Source organism: Yoonia sp. (genome assembly GCF_030731595.1).
Classification (GTDB): domain Bacteria; phylum Pseudomonadota; class Alphaproteobacteria; order Rhodobacterales; family Rhodobacteraceae; genus Yoonia.
The window spans coordinates 1-17053 of the sequence record NZ_JANQTS010000063.1; the positions used below are offsets into that span (position 1 = coordinate 1).

At 59.6% G+C, this 17053-nt stretch carries 17 protein-coding genes and 1 pseudogene; 11 read left to right on the forward strand and 7 right to left on the reverse strand.

Annotated features, from left to right (window positions below; translation table 11 throughout):
* A pseudogene (locus NWQ23_RS06300) lies at positions 1 to 371 on the forward strand (lipoyl synthase); the annotation flags it as partial.
* On the opposite strand, the gene NWQ23_RS06305 reads toward NWQ23_RS06300, so the two are convergent.
* The 4 genes from NWQ23_RS06305 to hpt all read right to left on the reverse strand — a co-directional run bounded on the left by NWQ23_RS06305 (position 368) and on the right by hpt (position 2536).
* On the reverse strand, positions 368 to 1252 hold the full coding sequence (locus NWQ23_RS06305; protein ID WP_306165410.1) for a cytochrome c: 885 nt from the start codon (positions 1250 to 1252) through the stop codon (positions 368 to 370). The pseudogene NWQ23_RS06300 and the gene NWQ23_RS06305 overlap by 4 nt on opposite strands.
* Before the next feature lie 6 nt (positions 1253 to 1258).
* On the reverse strand, positions 1259 to 1735 hold the full coding sequence (locus NWQ23_RS06310) for a cytochrome c (RefSeq protein WP_306165411.1): 477 nt from the start codon (positions 1733 to 1735) through the stop codon (positions 1259 to 1261).
* An 82-nt stretch (positions 1736 to 1817) separates the two neighbouring features.
* A complete protein-coding gene (locus NWQ23_RS06315; RefSeq protein ID WP_306165412.1) occupies positions 1818 to 1991 on the reverse strand; it encodes a hypothetical protein in 174 nt (57 codons plus the stop codon).
* Positions 1988 to 2536, reverse strand: a complete 549-nt coding sequence (hpt, locus tag NWQ23_RS06320) for a hypoxanthine phosphoribosyltransferase (protein WP_306165423.1) — start codon at positions 2534 to 2536, stop codon at positions 1988 to 1990. The genes NWQ23_RS06315 and hpt overlap by 4 nt, the downstream gene beginning before the upstream one ends.
* An 85-nt stretch (positions 2537 to 2621) precedes the next feature.
* Here hpt and NWQ23_RS06325 point away from each other — a divergent pair, with 85 nt between their 5' ends.
* The gene (locus NWQ23_RS06325; protein ID WP_306165413.1) at positions 2622 to 3065 is read left to right on the forward strand and encodes a type II toxin-antitoxin system RatA family toxin; all 444 of its coding nucleotides are present in this window, start codon (positions 2622 to 2624) and stop codon (positions 3063 to 3065) included.
* Here the strand turns inward: NWQ23_RS06325 and NWQ23_RS06330 are convergent.
* The 3 genes from NWQ23_RS06330 to NWQ23_RS06340 are packed head-to-tail and all read right to left on the reverse strand — an operon-like array spanning position 3062 to position 5144.
* Entirely contained in the window at positions 3062 to 3529 is a 468-nt protein-coding gene (locus NWQ23_RS06330; RefSeq protein WP_306165414.1) for a CinA family protein, read from the reverse strand. The two genes, NWQ23_RS06325 and NWQ23_RS06330, sit on opposite strands and share 4 nt — an antisense overlap.
* Entirely contained in the window at positions 3526 to 4014 is a 489-nt protein-coding gene (locus tag NWQ23_RS06335) for a phosphatidylglycerophosphatase A (RefSeq protein ID WP_306165415.1), read from the reverse strand. The genes NWQ23_RS06330 and NWQ23_RS06335 overlap by 4 nt, the downstream gene beginning before the upstream one ends.
* Positions 4011 to 5144, reverse strand: a complete 1134-nt coding sequence (locus NWQ23_RS06340; RefSeq protein WP_306165416.1) for a bifunctional 2-C-methyl-D-erythritol 4-phosphate cytidylyltransferase/2-C-methyl-D-erythritol 2,4-cyclodiphosphate synthase — start codon at positions 5142 to 5144, stop codon at positions 4011 to 4013. The genes NWQ23_RS06335 and NWQ23_RS06340 overlap by 4 nt, the downstream gene beginning before the upstream one ends.
* A 185-nt stretch (positions 5145 to 5329) precedes the next feature.
* Here NWQ23_RS06340 and dusB point away from each other — a divergent pair, with 185 nt between their 5' ends.
* The 9 genes from dusB to hflX form a co-directional block, all read left to right on the forward strand.
* Positions 5330 to 6331, forward strand: a complete 1002-nt coding sequence (gene dusB, locus NWQ23_RS06345) for a tRNA dihydrouridine synthase DusB (protein WP_306165417.1) — start codon at positions 5330 to 5332, stop codon at positions 6329 to 6331.
* Positions 6328 to 7404 carry a nitrogen regulation protein NR(II) gene (locus NWQ23_RS06350; RefSeq protein ID WP_306165418.1) on the forward strand — a complete coding sequence of 359 codons (1077 nt, stop codon included), beginning with the start codon at positions 6328 to 6330 and terminating at the stop codon, positions 7402 to 7404. Before dusB ends, NWQ23_RS06350 begins: the two co-directional genes overlap by 4 nt.
* A complete protein-coding gene (locus NWQ23_RS06355) occupies positions 7404 to 8777 on the forward strand; it encodes a response regulator (protein ID WP_306165419.1) in 1374 nt (457 codons plus the stop codon). Before NWQ23_RS06350 ends, NWQ23_RS06355 begins: the two co-directional genes overlap by 1 nt.
* A 117-nt stretch (positions 8778 to 8894) precedes the next feature.
* Positions 8895 to 11129: a PAS domain-containing sensor histidine kinase gene (locus NWQ23_RS06360; protein WP_306165424.1), complete on the forward strand. Its 2235-nt coding sequence runs from the start codon at positions 8895 to 8897 to the stop codon at positions 11127 to 11129.
* A gap of 8 nt (positions 11130 to 11137) precedes the next feature.
* A complete protein-coding gene (locus NWQ23_RS06365; RefSeq protein WP_306165425.1) occupies positions 11138 to 12541 on the forward strand; it encodes a sigma-54 dependent transcriptional regulator in 1404 nt (467 codons plus the stop codon).
* On the forward strand, positions 12538 to 13914 hold the full coding sequence (trkA, locus tag NWQ23_RS06370) for a Trk system potassium transporter TrkA (RefSeq protein WP_306165420.1): 1377 nt from the start codon (positions 12538 to 12540) through the stop codon (positions 13912 to 13914). The genes NWQ23_RS06365 and trkA overlap by 4 nt, the downstream gene beginning before the upstream one ends.
* Complete coding sequence (locus NWQ23_RS06375; RefSeq protein ID WP_306165421.1) at positions 13914 to 15434, forward strand: TrkH family potassium uptake protein; 1521 nt, start codon at positions 13914 to 13916, stop codon at positions 15432 to 15434. Before trkA ends, NWQ23_RS06375 begins: the two co-directional genes overlap by 1 nt.
* A 118-nt stretch (positions 15435 to 15552) precedes the next feature.
* Positions 15553 to 15786: an RNA chaperone Hfq gene (gene hfq / locus NWQ23_RS06380; protein WP_007204924.1), complete on the forward strand. Its 234-nt coding sequence runs from the start codon at positions 15553 to 15555 to the stop codon at positions 15784 to 15786.
* Between the two features lie 2 nt (positions 15787 to 15788).
* A partial coding sequence (gene hflX, locus NWQ23_RS06385; protein WP_306165422.1) for a GTPase HflX occupies positions 15789 to 17053 on the forward strand: 1265 nt, incomplete at its 3' end.

Below are 17053 nucleotides of genomic sequence, written 5' to 3' on the forward strand. Positions count from 1 at the left end.
CCGGCGCGCGCTATTTCCATTCGCTGCGCCTGTTGCAACGGGTCAAGGAACTGGACCCCACCATGTTCACCAAATCCGGCATCATGGTCGGCTTGGGCGAGGACAAACAGGCGGTGATGCAGGTCATGGAAGACATGCGCGCCGCCGACATCGATTTTCTGACCATCGGGCAATATCTGCAACCGACGCCAAAGCACCACAAGGTGGACCGGTTCGTAACACCCGAAGAATTCGCGGCCTACGAAAAAGCGGCTTTTGGCAAAGGGTTCCTGATGGTGTCATCAACCCCGCTCACCCGCTCGTCCTACCACGCGGGCGACCACTTTGCCCGTTTGCGCGATGCAAGGTTGGCGAAATTGGGGACGGCCTAGAGGTTGCTGATGGCTGGAATGGCCTTGAGATAGGCCGCTATCGCGGCGCGGTCTTCGTCGGTCAACCGGCTGGTGTTTTTGATCACCGCAACCATTTCGCCGCCCGCACTGTCGAAATCCGGCGTAAACCCGCTTTTGAGGTATTCTGCGATTGCGGCCTCTGACCAGGTCAGCGCACCCGCCGTGATATTGGGAATCCGGCCCTCGCCCGATGGGTTCGCGGCACCCGCCATCCACCGATCCTTTTGCAATCCACCCAAGGCGTCGCGGGGCGTGTGACATTCGGCGCAATGCCCCAAGGCTTCGGTCAGATACCGGCCCCGTTCCAACTGTGGTGTATCAGCCGAAGCGAGCACCCATTCGTCCGAGGTATAAAGCGCCTTCCACGGACCAAGGGTGATGCGCTGGTTGAAGGGAAACCCGATCTCGTGCGGCGCGCTTGGCACATCCGAGGCGGGCAGGGTGCGCATATGGGCGATCAGATCAACCACGTCCTGCAAGTTGGCCTTTGTATAGGACGTATAGGGAAAGGCGGGATACAAATGGCTGCCGTCGTTGGATACGCCGGTGACGATGGCACTGGCCAGTTCCAGATCGGACCAGCCGCCGATCCCATGCACAGGATCAGAAGAGATATTGGGCGCGATAAATGTCCCGAATGGCGATGCAAAACGCTTGCCACCCGTCAATAGATCGTCAGGGCCATCTTCGGCCGTATGACATGAGGCGCAGCCGGCTGCAGCAAAGACGATGGCACCGTTCTGTGGATCAGGTGTCAGCCCCGCAAGTGCATCATCCGGCAGCGGCATGGGGCGGGTCAAAAACCAACCCGCACCCAGGACCACCACGGCGAAACCACCAAGAAGGGGCCAACGCGCCATTTTGTGTTACTGCCGCGGCGCCCGATAGGATTCGTGGCACGATCCGCAGGACTGGCCGACAGGTCCAAAGGCCGCTTTCATCGCGTCCAGCCCATCGCCTGCGACAGACGCCAATGTGGCAGTAGCGGCAACGAGTTTCACCTGCTCGGCCTCAAACCCTGCCATATCCGCCCAGATTTCAGGTTTCGCACGGGTGCCTTCGATACTTGTGTCAGTGCCTTCGACCCAATAGGCGGACTCGTCGATTGCGGCCAAAGCGGCAAGGTTTGCCGCCGCAGCAGAGGCGACCTCGGCATCATAGGGAATTTGCTCTTGCGCCATCCCGCCAAGCGGGCCGAGGTTGAAGGCATAAAGGCTCATATGTGCTTGCCGTGCATCCAGTCCGCGTTGCTGTTCGGGTGTCAGATGCCCCGCTGCAAAAGCTGTACTTACGATGCCAACGGCGCTGGCTGCGGCAATGATCGTTATTTTCTTGAATGGCATCTGGGCCCCCTTTGATGTCGTTATGAACATTAACCTAGCGTAAACGTGAACACACTCAATTCTATAATCACGTTTTCTTGTACTAGCGCGGGCGGCGCAGGTCGTTGGGGGTCAGCCATGCCGGCCAACCCCAAAGGCGCTCGATCGCAAAAAGCACGATGCAGAGCACAATGATGGCCGCCACAAACTTGATCTTGGCTGGCGAGGGCGGGTTTCGCGCCCAGAGCTTTGCCCGCAAAAGCCATCTGGGGTTCATGCTGGACTATCGGTAAAACGCACTTTGCCGATGTAAGGCAGGTTACGGTTGCGTTGCGCAAAGTCGATGCCATAGCCCACGACAAATTCGTCGGGGATTTCGAAACCGGTCCAGCTGGCCTTGAAATCCACCTCGCGGCGGGCGGGTTTGTCGAGCAAGGCAATCGTTTTCAAGCGTGCGGGTTTGCGTGAAGCCAGGTATTTTGTGACATGGGCCAGCGTATGGCCTGTGTCGACGATATCTTCGACAACCAGCACGTCACGCCCCTCGATCTGGCCGCGCAAGTCTTTGAGAATACGCACTTCTCTGGTGCTTTCCATACCGTTTCCATAAGACGAGGCCTCGAGGAAATCCACCTCGACGGGCAGATCAAGTTCGCGCACCAGATCGGCGATGAACACGAATGATCCGCGCAGCAGCCCCACGACCACCAGTTTGTCGGTGTCGGCAAATTCTGTGCTGATCTCGCGGGCAAGTCCTTCGATCCGTGCGGCAATCGCTTTGGCACTGATCATTTCGTCGATAACATAGGGGCGGTGCGACATTGGGGCCTCTGGTGCAGGTATTGGGTTGATTTTCTTGGCGTAGTTTACGACATCGGGGGGTGAAGTCACCCGCGAAAGACCACCAATGCCAAGCCACGCCGAGACCAAGTTCCTGCCTTACACCGCCCAGCAGATGTATGATCTTGTGGCGGATGTGGCGAATTATCCCAAGTTTCTGCCATGGACGGCAGCGGCGCGGATTCGCAGTCTCACTGATATGGGCGATCACGCGGTGATGCTCGCGGATCTGGTGATTTCCTTTAAGGTCTTTCGTGAAAAATTCGGCAGCCGCGTGACCCTTTGGCCCAAGCAGATGCGGATTGATACCGAATATCTTGATGGGCCTGTCCGCCATCTGGAAAGCCAGTGGGGTTTCAAGGAGGTCGAAGGCGGCTGCGAGGTGTCCTTTGCGGTTGATTTCGAATTCAAAAGCCGCTTGCTGCAAGGGGCGGCTGGTATGTTCTTCAACGAAGCGATGCAGCGCGTTGTACGGTCGTTCGAACGGCGCGCGAAAGAACTGTACGGCTAGGCCGCATTCACCGCCGCCAAAAGCAAGCCCAGCGCGTGGTCACAGGCAGCTTGCCGGACCCGTGCCCGCCCCAATGCCCCGAATTCGACAGTTTCTGTCGTGACCCCGCGCGGCGAGGCAATGCCGAAACAGACGCGCCCCTCGGGCTTGTGCTCTGACCCGCCGGGGCCAGCGATGCCGGTGATCGACACAGCGATTTGGGCCTGCGAATGGGCCAGCGCGCCACTAGCCATTTCCGCCGCGACCGCTTCACTCACAGCGCCGTGGGCGTCCAGCGTCGCCGTCTTTACGCCCAGCATCTCTGTCTTGGCCTGATTGGTATAGGTCACAAAGCCCCGGTCAAAGATCGCGGAACTGCCTGCGGTATCGGTGATGGCCGCGCTGACCATACCCCCTGTGCAGCTTTCTGCCGTAGCCAGCATCAGCCCCTTGGCGCGCGCGGCTTTGAGCAGGGCCGCACTCATATCAGGACGATGTGATACAAAGCGGCAAGCGCTGCGACCCCGATTGCCGCAAAGATGCCTGCAATCACATCGTCCAGCATCACGCCTGTCGGCCCGTGCATCCTGTCAGCCCAGCCAATCGGACCCCATTTGGTGATGTCGAACAGGCGGAACAGGGCGAATGCTGTGATCCAGCCGGGCCAGAGTGCCAGAATATCCACGTTCCGCGATGCAGCACCAAAGGCGAGAGGCAGCAGCGCAATCCACTGCCCGCAGACCTCGTCAATCACGATCTCGGAAGGGTCGTGGTTGTCTTTGCCCTTCGTCTCGACACCCGTCGCCCAAACGCCCAAGCCGTAAGACAGGATGATCCCTGCGATCAGCCCCCACGGACCTGCCAGTACATAAATCACCCAAGCGGCGGGCAGGGCGGCCAGTGACCCCCATGTGCCCGGCGCGGGGCGCAGGTGGCCTACATAAAAGAAGGTCGCGATCAGATGTGTCATGATTTTACCAATGTGACGGTGGCGAGTGCTGCAATGCCTTCTTCGCGGCCCGTAAAGCCCAGTTTCTCGGATGTGGTCGCCTTGACGCTGATCCGGCTGCTATCCAGCCCCATATAAGAGCCCATCACCGCCTTCATCGCTGCCTGATGCGGACCGATCTTGGGATATTCGCAGACCAGCGTGCAATCGACATTGCTGATGGCAAAGCCTTCGGATGTCGCAAGGGCCACGGCATGTTGCAGGAAAATATGGCTCGCGGCCCCTTTCCACTGTGGATCAGAGGGCGGGAAGTGTTGGCCGATATCGCCTTTGCCCAGTGCGCCATAGATTGCGTCGGTGACCGCATGCATCCCGACGTCCGCATCGGAATGGCCTTGCAGGCTGCGCGCATGCGGGACTTGGACGCCGCACAGCCAGACGTGATCGCCCGGCCCGAAACGGTGTACATCATAGCCATTGCCGCAACGGATATCCATGTGATGCCTCATCAGTTTTGCCGCCCGTGCAAAATCGTCGGGGGTGGTGATTTTTATGTTGTCTTCATCGCCTGCCACGATGGCCACGTCCAGCCCTGCGGCGCGGGCCACGGCGACATCGTCGGTTTCCTGTCCGGTGGCTGCGGCGTGGGCCGCAAGCAGTGGCGCAAGGTGAAACCCCTGCGGTGTCTGTGCCCGAAACAGCCCTGCGCGGTCCTGCACGCCCGCAACAGCGCCGTCCATGCCATGCCAGAGCGTGTCGGTGACCGCAACGGCAGGGGCAGCACCGATATGGGTGGCCAATGCGGCCAGAACTCTGTCGATCACGGCATCGCTGACCAGCGGGCGGGCGGCATCATGGATCAGGACCTGATCTACCTCACCGGCGACAGCCTCGAGCCCCGCCCGCACAGAGGCCGCGCGGGTTTGTCCGCCAGTCACGATCTGGGCTTGCGGCGCTTTCGGCCAGGGCTGGTTTTCGATGTCATCGGGATGCACCACCAGCACCAAGCGCGCGATCGCGGGGTGCCGGGCAAAGCGGTCCATCGCATAGGCCGCCACCTGCCGGTCCGAGAGCATTTGCCACTGTTTGGGCAAGTCACCACCGGCGCGTGTGCCGCGCCCTGCGGCAACGATAATAGCTGCTGTTTTCATCAATGCTCCGTTCCTGATTGGCACAGGTTTAGGACGCAGACCGGCGCGACGCAATTCGACAGTTTTGTGGGCAAGTTGATTAATTTTTGGGCGTATGCTATTTTTGTGGGATGTTTTCCTGCGGGTTTCGTTGTGACGGCAGTGATTTACCCCTATCCCGATGCGAAAGCGTAACCTGTAATCAAATGATTGTTTCTTTGGCACAAACCGAATCCTTACTCCTGGACGATGTGGCGCTTTCGCCACCGGTTGCGCTCGCGCCTTTGGCGGGCATCACCGATTTGCCCTATCGGCAGTTGGTGGCCTCTTTCGGTGCGGGCTGGGTGGTCAGCGAGATGGTTGCCAGTCAGGAAATGGTGCAGGCCAAGCCCGGCGTGCGCGAACGTGCCGAATTGGGCTATGACCAAGACGCAACCGCCGTGCAGATCGCGGGCCGCGAAGCCTATTGGATGGCAGAGGCCGCCCGCATGATCGAAGCGAATGGGGCGGCTTTCATCGACATCAACATGGGCTGCCCTGCCAAGAAGGTCACAAATGGCTATTCCGGCTCTGCCTTGCTGCGCACCCCCGACCATGCGCTGACGCTGATCGAGGCGGTGGTGAATGCGGTGGATATTCCGGTCACGCTCAAGACCCGGTTGGGCTGGGACGATGACTGCCTGAATGCCGCTGATGTCGCCAAGCGGGCCGAAGATGCTGGGATCAAGCTGGTCACGATCCACGGGCGCACCCGCTGCCAGTTCTACAAAGGCTCCGCCGATTGGGCCGCGATCCGCGCGATCAAAGAGGCCGTCAGCATTCCGGTCATCGCGAACGGCGATATCGTCGATACCGCCACGGCGCGCGAGGCGCTGCGGCTGTCGGGTGCCGATGGTGTGATGATCGGGCGCGGATCACAGGGACGGCCTTGGGTGCTGGCGCAGGTCGCTGCGGCGCTGCATGGCACGCCGCAACCGGATATCCCGCAAGGGGCTGATTTGGTCGACATGGTCTGCGGTCACTACGAAGCGATGCTGTCGTTCTACGGAATAGAAATGGGGCGCAAGGTGTCACGCAAACATTTGGGGTGGTATATGGACGAAGCTGGCACCGGTCCTGCCTTGCGCAAGGCCATCCTGACCCATGCAATGCCATCGGATGTGCTGCGTGATTTGCCCGATGCTTTGGATATGAAGGTGGCCGCATGATTTTGGGTGCCGCACTCTGGTCGTCTTTGCCGGTTCCATCGCTGATGCTGGATGGCGATGACGTCATCACCATGAGCAACCCCGCTGCCGAGAGCTTTCTCAATATGTCGAGCAAGGCGCTGATTGGGCAAAAGCTTTGGGAAAAGGTGATGATTGACGCGCCGCTCGAGGCCCCGTTCCGGCGGGCACGCGAAAACCGCACCTCGCTTTTTGTCAATGATGTCGATGTGGGCAGCGGCGAGCGCGCGCCGATGATGTGCAACATCCAGTTCGCGCCTTTGCAGGGCGAAGACGAGACGATGATCGTGATGATCAGCCCACGGGAAATTGCCAGCAGGATCAACCAGAACCATTCCTCGGGCAAGGCGGCGAAATCAGCGATCGGCATGGCCGAAATGCTGGCCCACGAGATCAAGAACCCGCTGGCCGGCATCACGGGGGCGGCACAGCTTTTGTCGATGGGGTTAAGCCCCGAAGATCAGGAAATGACCGATCTCATCGTCGAGGAAAGCCGCCGCATCGTGAAACTGCTCGAACAGGTGGAACAGTTCGGCAACCTGCGCCCGCCCTTGCTGAAACCGGTCAATATCCACGATATCCTGGATCGCGCGCGCCAGTCGGCGGCTGTCGGATTTGGCGCGCATATGCTGTTTGTCGAAGACTACGACCCCTCGTTGCCACAAACACTGGCGGATGGGGACCAGCTTTTGCAGGTGTTTTTGAACCTGCTCAAGAATGCCTCCGAGGCCTGCAAAGACGCGGGCACGATCCGGTTGCATACCTATTATGATTCCTCTTTGCGCGTGCATCGCTCGGACGGCACGCAGGCCCGGCTGCCCTTGCAGATCGAGATCATCGACGATGGCCCCGGTTTGCCGCGCGAGATTGCGGATGACATCTTTGAGCCCTTCATTTCGGGCAAGGAGAATGGCACAGGACTGGGCCTTGCGCTCGTTTCCAAACTGATTGGCGATGGTGGCGGATGGATATCCGTGGACAGCGTGCCGGGGCGCACTGTGTTCCGCATTTCGTTGCCCGTCGCCCCCAAAGACACCGAAACAGGAGAGAATTGATGGACGGTACCGTTCTAGTCGCTGATGATGATCGCACGATCAGAACCGTGTTAACCCAAGCCCTGACGCGGGCTGGGTGCAAGGTGCATGCGACCTCTTCGCTTGTGACGCTGATGCGCTGGGTGGACGAGGGCAAAGGCGATCTTGTGATCTCTGACGTCATTATGCCCGACGGCAACGGGCTGGAACAATTGCCCAAGATCGCGGCGGCCCGTCCAGGGCTGCCGGTCATCGTGATCTCGGCGCAGAATACGATCATGACAGCCATTCAGGCGGCAGAGGCTGACGCCTATGACTACCTGCCCAAGCCCTTTGACTTGCCCGATCTGATGAAACGTGCCGCCCGTGCGCTCGAGGTCAAGCGGCGTGCGCCCGTCACCCGCGTTCCTGATATCGGGGCGACCGAGCAAGGGGGCGATCTGCCCTTGGTGGGCCGCACCAATGTGATGCAAGCGCTGTACCGTCTTGTGGCCCGCGTGATGAATACCCAGCTTCCCGTGCTGATCACCGGCGAGAGCGGTACAGGGAAATCCCTGATCGCCCGCGCAGTGCATGATTTCTCGGACCGGCGCAGCCTTCCGTTTGTCGTGGTTTCTGCCAGCGATCTGGAAGGGATGGACGGGCCTTCCATGGTCCTCAGCCGCGCCAAGGGCGGGTCGATCCTGTTTGACGAAGTCAGCGACCTGTCAGAGCCCGCCCAAGGGCGGATCGTGCGCATGCTGGACAGTCTGGGCGACAACGCGCCCCGGATCATGGCGACATCGCAATCGGATCTGATGGTGCGGATGGAAGATGGCGAGTTCCGCGAGGATCTCTTCTATCGCCTTGGCGGCGTGACGGTCGATGTGCCGTCGCTGCGCGAGCGGGTCGATGATATCCCGCTCTTGGCGGCGCATTTTCTGGCGCGCGCGGAGCGTGATGGCGCGCCGGTGCGGCGATTTGGGGATGCCGCCCTTGATCTGGTCCGGGCCTACAGCTGGCCCGGCAATGTGCGCCAGCTCGAGAACGCGGTGCGCCGTTTGGTGTTCACCGCAGCAGAGGAAGAAATCTCGCGCGCCGAGGTCGAGTTGGTCTTGGGCAACCAGCCCGCGATCGAGCCGCTGCGCTCGGGGGGCGAGGGTGAAAAACTTTCGGCCAGCGTCGGCAAACATCTGCGGCGGTATTTTGATCTGCACGGGGGCGTTTTGCCACCACCCGGTCTTTACAACAGGATTCTCAAGGAAGTTGAGGGTCCATTGATCGAAATCGCACTGGATGCGACCGGAGGAAATCAGGCGAAATGCGCTGATTTACTTGGAATAAATCGCAATACGCTGCGCAAGAAGATCACAGACCTCGATATCCGCGTGACTCGCCGTCGCAAATTGATGTAAAACCGCAACATAACCGTGGCACCGATGCGTCAGCGTATCAGAATGGCCACAGATTTTGCGGTATCGTGGGGGTGACCTCACCTGAGTAACAGGGCTTTGCGCGTGCGGCGGACCCTTATGGGCATCAACATCGTTTGGTTCAGCCGCTGGTTGCGCCAGCGTCATGTGCAAAGCGCATTGACGATGGGCTTGGTGTTGACCGCGCCGGTGTTGGCGGCCTTGACCTATGTTGTTGTGGGGCCTTTGGGGAAGGGCGCCTCGTCCACCTCCTTGCAGTTTGTCCTGCTTCTGGATCTGATCTACGTGCTGATTGTCGCGGCTTTGGTCATGCGGCAAGTGGCGCGGATGGTGGCGGCACGGCGCGCGCGTTCGGCAGGATCGCAATTGACTTTGCGCTTGACGGGCGTTTTCGCGCTCTCGGCGCTGGTGCCGATCGTTCTGGTTGCCGTCTTTTCGGTGACGCTGATTTCCATCGCACTGGACGGGCTGTTCTCCGAACCGGTCGGGAACGTGTTGCGCACCTCTTTGACCACTGCACAGGCATACGAGGAAGAACACGAGAGAGAACTGACCCGCGACGGGGTGGGGTTGGCGGCCTATCTCAATCGCGAGCGGCAGGCAAACCTGTTCATGGACGACGGCGAAGTGCGCCGTGCCTTGGGCGAAGTGCAGGCGCAGATCGAGCGCGGCCTGACAGAGGCGTTTGTGATCGATGGCTTGGGCAATATCATGGCGCGGGGTGCGCGATCCTACGAGTTTGGCTATGAACGCCCATCGCCCCAGGACTTTACGAACGCCGAAACCACGGGCCTTGCCATCATTCAGGACTTTGCCAACAACGAGTTTCGCGCGCTCATTCCGCTGACCACCTTTCGGGATCGCTATCTTTATGTGACGCGCCCGGTTGACGGGACCGTCTTGTCGCTGCTGGATGACACAACCGAAACCGTCGCGCAGTATGAAGAATTGGCCAATGAGCGCGGGCAACTGCTGTTCCAGTTCGGCCTGCTTTATCTTGGCTTTGCGGTGATCCTGATTCTTGGGGCCATCTGGGGAGGGCTGTGGTTTGCAGAGCGTCTGTCACGCCCCGTGGGTCGTCTGGTTATCGCGTCGCAGCGTGTGGGCTCTGGCGATCTGGACGTGCGCGTGATCGAAGACGAGGGTGAAGACGAGATTTCGCAGCTTGGGCATTACTTCAACCAGATGACCAGCCGGCTGAAAGGCCAGCGCGATCAGTTGCTTGAAATCAACCGCGCCTCGGAACGGCGGCGGCGATTGTTTGATTCGGTGCTGAGTTCGGTCACATCGGGTGTGGTGGGCCTTGATCCCGCGGGGCGCGTGACCTTTGTGAATCCGTCTGCACGGCGCTTGCTATCAGTGGGGGCAAATCCGGAAGAAACCGCGATCTCTGTCGCTATTCCGGAATTTGCGGGCCTCTTTGCGCAGGTTTGCGAGACGGATCACGACAGTGTGCAAGAGCAGATCAACCTGATCCGCAAAGGCCAGCAGGAAAGCTTGCTGGTGCGTATGGCCCAGAGGCGTAACGTGGACGGGACGCTGGAAGGCTATGTGGTCGCCTTTGACGACGTGACCGACCTTGTCAGCGCCCAACGCATGGCGGCCTGGGGTGATGTGGCGCGCCGGATTGCGCATGAGATCAAGAATCCGCTGACCCCGATCCAGCTGTCCGCAGAACGGATCAAGCGCAAATTCCACAATCGTGTCGGCCTTGATGGCGACAAGCTGGAGCAGATGACAGATGTGATTGTCCGCCAAACCAATGACTTGCGCCGCATTGTTGATGAATTTTCCAAGTTCGCCCGCATGCCCGAGCCAGAGTTGCAAACCAATGATCTGACAGAGCTTGTCCATGATTCCTTGTCCTTGCAGATCGTCGGCCAACCCGATGTGCATTTTGCCGCGAGCATCCCCGAAGAACCGGTCTTGGTGGAAATGGACGGGACAATGATCGGGCAGGCCCTGACCAATCTGCTCAAGAATGCGGGCGAGGCGACCCAGACCTATATCGAACGCCACGGGGCAGAGGGCTATAGGCCGGAAATCCAACTGCGTTTGACGCAGGATCGCGACAAGGTGACGATCAAGATCTCGGACAATGGGATCGGGCTGCCCGAGGACCGCGCCCGCCTGTTCGAACCCTATGTGACGACACGCGGCGAAGGCACAGGACTTGGCCTGCCAATTGTGAAGAAGATCATCGAAGAACACGGCGGCACCTTGATCCTGACGGATGCCGAAGTCTTTGCAGGGCAGGACCACGCCGGTGCCTGCGCCATCATTCAATTGCCCGCTGTCTCTGCACAGGCAAGGGCGCCAAAAATACCAGCATGAGGACGATTATGGGCGACATTCTGATCACAGATGACGAACGCGATATCCGGGAGTTGATCTCAGAGATCCTGATTGATGAGGGGTTTACAACGCGGCTTGCCGGGACCTCGGATGAATGCATGGCCCAGATCGCGGCGGAACCTCCGGCGCTGATGATCCTCGATATCTGGCTCAAAGACAGCAATATGGACGGGATTGATATTCTCAAAGCCGTCAAGCGCGATCACCCTGATGTCCCCATTGTCATCATTTCGGGTCACGGCAATATTGAAATCGCCGTCGCAGCGATCAAACAGGGCGCTTATGACTTTATCGAAAAGCCTTTCAATATCGATCAGTTGCTGGTCGTCATCCGCCGCGCAATGGAGACATCGCGCCTGCGTCGGGAGAATGTGGAACTGAAACGCGGCGAGACCCGCAGCGCCGAGATGCTGGGCGACAGTGCCGCTTTCCGCATGTTGAAATCGCAGTTGGATAAGGTCACGAAATCCAATGGGCGTGTCATGCTGACCGGGCCTGCCGGAGCGGGCAAGGAAATCGCGGCGCGCTACATCCATGCCAATTCCAACCGCGCGTCTGCCCCTTTCGTAACGGTCAATTCGGCCTCGATCGAACCGGAGCGCATGGAAGAGGTGCTGTTTGGTCGCGAAGATGGCGGGCGCGGGATCGAGCCCGGACTGCTGGAAGAGGCCAATGGCGGTGTCGTCTACTTTGATGAAATCGCGGATATGCCCCTTGGTACCCAGTCCAAGATTTTGCGGGTACTGGTCGAGCAGCGGTTTCAGCGCGTCGGTGGCGGCGACAAGGTGCAGGTGGATCTGCGGGTCATTTCCAGCACCAACCGTGATCTGTCGGCAGCCATTGCCGCAGGCACCTTCCGCGAAGAGCTGTTCCACCGCTTGAACGTGGTGCCGATTGCGGTGCCATCGCTCGAGGAAAGGCGCGAGGATATCCCGCTTTTGGCCGAGCATTTCATCGAAGTCTTCAACAAGGCCCAAGGTCTACCGCTCCGCAAGCTTGCCGAAGATGCGCGCGCCTTGCTGCAAACCATGCTCTGGCCCGGCAATGTCAGGCAATTGAAGAACGTCGTGGAACGTGTTCTTATTCTTGGAGAAAGCGGCGGCGAGATTACCGCCAGAGAACTGCCAAGCAGCGATGATGGCGGGGGCGAAGAAGGCCGCATCGTCCTGGCTGGCGGTCTTGCCACGCTGCCTCTGCGCGAAGCCCGCGAATTGTTTGAACGGGAGTATCTGCTGACCCAGATCAACCGCTTCGGTGGCAACATCAGCCGCACCGCGTCTTTTGTCGGGATGGAGCGATCGGCCTTGCATCGCAAACTTAAATCCTTAGGCGTGGTGACAACGAACAAGGCGGGTGGCCGCGTGGCCTATCTTGAAGGCGAGTTTGAATGAAAGTCATCATTTGCGGCGCGGGTCAGGTTGGATGGCAGATCGCCCGCCATTTGTCCGGCGAAAAGAACGATGTCACAGTCGTTGACAGCAACCCTGAACTGGTGCGCCGGGCGACCGATACGCTGGATGTGCAGGGGGTTGCGGGCTTTGCCAGCTATCCTGATGTGCTGGACCGTGCCGGTGCGCGTGACGCTGATATGATCATTGCCGCCACCCATTCCGACGAGGTGAATATGGTCACCTGTCAGGTGGCCCATTCGGTGTTTTCCGTGCAGCGCAAGATCGCCCGTTTGCGGGCGCAAAACTATCTTGATCCGGGTTATTCCGATCTGTACCGCCGCGATCACCTGCCCATCGACGTCGTGATTTCGCCCGAACGCGAGGTGGCAGAGGCCGCCTTGCAGCGCCTTGCAGCGCCTGCGGCCTTTGACACCGAAAGCTTTCTGGACGGGCGCGCCCAGCTGCTTGGCATCACGATTGACGAGGATTGCCCCGTCATCAATACGCCTTTGCGGCAACTGACCGATCTGTTTTCAACGCTGCGTGCTGTCGTCGTGGGGATCAGGCGCGAGGGGACGTTGTTTGTGCCCTCTGCGGGTGATCAGGTCTTTCCCGGCGACGACTGCTATATCTTTACCGAAACCCAGGATATGGCCCGCACGCTCGAAATTTTTGGCAAAACCCAATCCAAACAGGAACGTATCGTCATCATCGGCGGTGGCAATGTCGGGCTTGGCGTGGCTTTGGCACTGGAGGCCCGCACCGATCGGGTGCGCGTCAAGATGATCGAGAAAAACCGTGCATGCGCCGAACGGGCCGCCGATGCGCTGGACCGGACGATTGTGCTGCACGGGGATGGTCTGGACAGCGCCCTGCTGGAAGAGGCGAATATTGCCACAGCCGATGCGGTTCTGGCCGTGACGGATGACGATAAAACAAACCTGCTGGCCTCTGTGCGCGCCAAAGAGATGGGCTGTGCGATGGCCATTACCCTGATCAACGATCCCACGCTGGTGCCGTTGATGGGACCGCTGGACATTGACGCCTATATCAACCCGCGCGCGACCACCGTCAGCTCGATCCTGCGCCATATCCGGCACGGTCGGGTGCGCGGCGTCTATTCCATCGGTGACGCCGAGGCCGAAGTGATCGAAGCCCTTGTCTTGGGGACCTCGCCGATTGCGGGGCAGAAGGTCAAGGATATCTCTTTTCCAGAAGGCACATTGATCGGTGCAATCATGAAAGAGGGCAAGGTCATGCGCCCCACTGGTGACATGCGGATCGAGGAAGGCGATGCTATCGCCATTTTCGCAATGGCCGACGATGTCCCCGAAGTAGAGCGGCTCTTGCAGGTTTCGATCGACTTTTTCTGATGAGCTGGATCGTCCGCCTTCCGTTCTTTGTCGTTCTGATGGGGCTTGGCGCCATAGCGATGATCGTGCCTGCAGCGCATGCGGCGATCACCGAAGACTTCAACACGATGCGGGTGTTCTTTTACGGATTTATCCTGTTTTCGACGCTGACGCTGCTGATCGGGCTGGCGACGGCAGGTTATGCCCCGCAAAGCGTTGCACGGAGCCAGTTGCTGGGATTGTTGGCGGCATTCAGCGCGCTGCCGCTGATGTTTGCGGTTCCGTTCTATGAGGCCGTTGGCAACACGAGTTTTCTGGATGCCTGGTTTGAAATGGTGTCCTGCTTTACCACGACAGGGGCGACGATCTATGACAACGCGGGGCGGTTGACGGCGTCGCAGCATCTTTGGCGCGCCCTTGTGGGCTGGCTTGGTGGCTTGCTGGTCTGGGTCACGGCTGTGTCGATCTTTGCGCCGATGAACCTGGGTGGCTTCGAGGTCCGCGCCACAGCAACAGGCGGCGATGGCGCTGTTGGCCGCTTTAGCCAGATCGGACGGATCGCTGACCCGTCAGAACGGTTGGTGCGCTATGCGCTGTCGCTGACGCCCATCTATATGGGGCTGACGGGCCTGTTGTGGCTGGGGCTGGTGATCGCCGGAGAGACACCCTTCATCGCGCTAAACCACGCTATGTCGACCCTGTCGACATCGGGCATTTCGCCGATTGGCGGGCTTTACTTCGCCGCATCGGGGTTCTGGGGCGAAGCCCTGATCTTTTGCTTTTTTGTCTTCGCACTGTCGCGGCTGACCTTTAGCCGCGGGCTGATCGGAGAGCGCGACCAGGGGCTGCGCCGTGATCCCGAGTTCATGACGGCCTTGATTCTGATCAGCGCGGTGACGATGCTGCTGTTTTTGCGGCACTTTATCGGTGCCGCAGAAAGCGCAACGGGCGCAAGCCTGCAAAACATCGCGGCGGCTCTGTGGGGTGCTCTGTTTACGGTGACGTCTTTCCTGACGACGACAGGGTTCGAATCGCATTCCTGGGAGGGGGCGACAGCCTGGTCTGGCCTGAATACGCCGGGTCTTTTCCTGATCGGGATGGCGTTGATCGGGGGCGGTGTCGCCACAACAGCGGGCGGGGTAAAGCTCTTGCGAATCTACGCGCTCTACCGGCATGGCGAACGCGAGCAAGAGCGGCTTTTGCATCCGTCATCCGTTGGGGGCGGGGGCAAGGATGCCCGCCGCATCCGCAAGCAGGGCGCCTATATTTCATGGGTCTTCTTCATGCTCTTCGCGCTGAGCATTGCCGCCGTGATGCTGATGCTGTCCCTGACAGGCGTGCAGTTTGAGACCTCTGTGGTGCTGGCGGTCTCTGCACTGTCCACAACGGGGCCGCTTGCAACGGTGGCGGCTGAAACGCCCATTGCCTATTCCGGTATTCCGGATGCGGCAAAGGTCATTCTGGCTGGCGCGATGGTCCTTGGCCGGCTTGAGACTCTTGCCATCATTGCCCTTTTCAACCCCGAGATATGGCAGCGATAGATGCTTTCTTTCCGGTGTGTTTTTGGGGTGGAAACTATTGATAGCCCACGACATACTGGCTCATAGTACCACTGGGGGGCCGGTCCGCGGCCGTAAGAACAATAAGAAGGGTGTCGCAATGGCCGCCGATAAAGCAAATCTGCAAGATGCATTTCTGAACCATGTCCGCAAGACAAAGGTTCCTGTAACGATTTTCTTGGTGAATGGGGTCAAGCTACAAGGTGTTATCACGTGGTTCGACAGCTTTTGCGTGCTTCTGCGCCGCGATGGTCAATCGCAGCTTGTCTACAAAAGCGCGATTTCCACGATCATGCCTGCACAGCCCATCAGCCTTTATGAAGGCGAAGAGTAACCTTGCTCGAACATGACCGCCCCGTCACACGGGCTTGGGTACTGCACCCGGATCTGAAATCAGACCAAAGCCGCCGCGCGGCTGAACCGGCGTTGCAGGAAGGCGTGGCCTTGGCCGATGCTTTGCCGGGGCTGGAGGTTGTGGGGGCCACGATTGTGCGCTTGCCCAAGCGCCATCCCGGTAAATTGTTCGGCAAAGGAAAGATTGCCGAACTCAAGACCATCTTTCATGACGCCGAGGTCGAGCTTGTCCTGATTGACGGATCTGTCACGCCTGTGCAGCAGCGCAATCTTGAAAAAGACTGGGGTGTAAAACTGCTCGATCGCACTGGTCTGATTCTGGAAATCTTCAGCGACCGCGCGCGCACCTCTGAAGGTGTCTTGCAGGTCGAGATGGCGGCCTTGTCGTACCAGCGCACGCGCCTTGTCCGCGCGTGGACCCACCTTGAGCGCCAGCGCGGTGGTTTGGGCTTTGTCGGTGGACCGGGTGAAACCCAGATCGAGGCCGACCGCCGTGCCATTGATGACCAGCTTCTCCGGCTGCGTCGCCAACTGTCCAAGGTCGTGAAAACCCGTGAATTGCACCGCGCGGCCCGCGCCAAGGTGCCGTTCCCGATTGTCGCTTTGGTGGGCTATACCAACGCGGGCAAATCAACGCTGTTCAACCGGCTGACCGGGGCGGATGTCTTTGCCAAGGACATGCTGTTTGCGACCCTTGATCCAACCATGCGCAAGATCACCCTGCCCACAGGGGACGAGATCATCATGTCCGACACCGTGGGTTTCATCAGCGATCTGCCGACCGAACTGGTCGCGGCCTTCCGCGCGACGCTGGAAGAAGTGCTGGACGCCGATCTGATTGTGCATGTCCGCGATATCAGCCACCCGCAGACCGAAGAACAGGCCAAGGATGTGATGGCGATCCTGCAGGGCCTTGGTGTCGCTGAAGAGGCCCCGCTGATCGAGGTCTGGAACAAGGTGGACCTGCTGGAAGGCGACGCGCGCGACGCGGTTCTGACCCAGGCGGCGCGTACCGAAGACCTGTTTGCTGTCTCTGCGATCACAGGCGAGGGGATGGACAGGCTGCTGGCCGCAATCCCCGACAAGCTCAAGGACCCGCGCAGCGAGGAAAAGCTGGCGCTGACCTTCGCCGAAGGACGCAAACGCGCATGGCTGTTTGAGCAGGGGATCGTGACAAGCGATGTACAGACCGAGACAGGATACGATGTGACGGTGTTCTGGACAGTGCTGCAGAAAGAACGGTTCGC

Excerpts from the sequence above, each read along its gene's own strand:
- NWQ23_RS06305 (WP_306165410.1), bottom strand. The coding sequence starts at position 1,252 with ATGGCGCGTTGGCCCCTTCTTGGTGGTTTCGCCGTGGTGGTCCTGGGT.
- NWQ23_RS06310 (WP_306165411.1), bottom strand. The coding sequence starts at position 1,735 with ATGCCATTCAAGAAAATAACGATCATTGCCGCAGCCAGCGCCGTTGGC.
- NWQ23_RS06315 (WP_306165412.1), bottom strand. The coding sequence starts at position 1,991 with ATGAACCCCAGATGGCTTTTGCGGGCAAAGCTCTGGGCGCGAAACCCG.
- hpt (WP_306165423.1), bottom strand. The coding sequence starts at position 2,536 with ATGTCGCACCGCCCCTATGTTATCGACGAAATGATCAGTGCCAAAGCG.
- NWQ23_RS06325 (WP_306165413.1), top strand. The coding sequence starts at position 2,622 with ATGCCAAGCCACGCCGAGACCAAGTTCCTGCCTTACACCGCCCAGCAG.
- NWQ23_RS06330 (WP_306165414.1), bottom strand. The coding sequence starts at position 3,529 with ATGAGTGCGGCCCTGCTCAAAGCCGCGCGCGCCAAGGGGCTGATGCTG.
- NWQ23_RS06335 (WP_306165415.1), bottom strand. The coding sequence starts at position 4,014 with ATGACACATCTGATCGCGACCTTCTTTTATGTAGGCCACCTGCGCCCC.
- NWQ23_RS06340 (WP_306165416.1), bottom strand. The coding sequence starts at position 5,144 with ATGAAAACAGCAGCTATTATCGTTGCCGCAGGGCGCGGCACACGCGCC.
- dusB (WP_306165417.1), top strand. The coding sequence starts at position 5,330 with ATGATTGTTTCTTTGGCACAAACCGAATCCTTACTCCTGGACGATGTG.
- NWQ23_RS06350 (WP_306165418.1), top strand. The coding sequence starts at position 6,328 with ATGATTTTGGGTGCCGCACTCTGGTCGTCTTTGCCGGTTCCATCGCTG.
- NWQ23_RS06355 (WP_306165419.1), top strand. The coding sequence starts at position 7,404 with ATGGACGGTACCGTTCTAGTCGCTGATGATGATCGCACGATCAGAACC.
- NWQ23_RS06360 (WP_306165424.1), top strand. The coding sequence starts at position 8,895 with ATGGGCATCAACATCGTTTGGTTCAGCCGCTGGTTGCGCCAGCGTCAT.
- NWQ23_RS06365 (WP_306165425.1), top strand. The coding sequence starts at position 11,138 with ATGGGCGACATTCTGATCACAGATGACGAACGCGATATCCGGGAGTTG.
- trkA (WP_306165420.1), top strand. The coding sequence starts at position 12,538 with ATGAAAGTCATCATTTGCGGCGCGGGTCAGGTTGGATGGCAGATCGCC.
- NWQ23_RS06375 (WP_306165421.1), top strand. The coding sequence starts at position 13,914 with ATGAGCTGGATCGTCCGCCTTCCGTTCTTTGTCGTTCTGATGGGGCTT.
- hfq (WP_007204924.1), top strand. The coding sequence starts at position 15,553 with ATGGCCGCCGATAAAGCAAATCTGCAAGATGCATTTCTGAACCATGTC.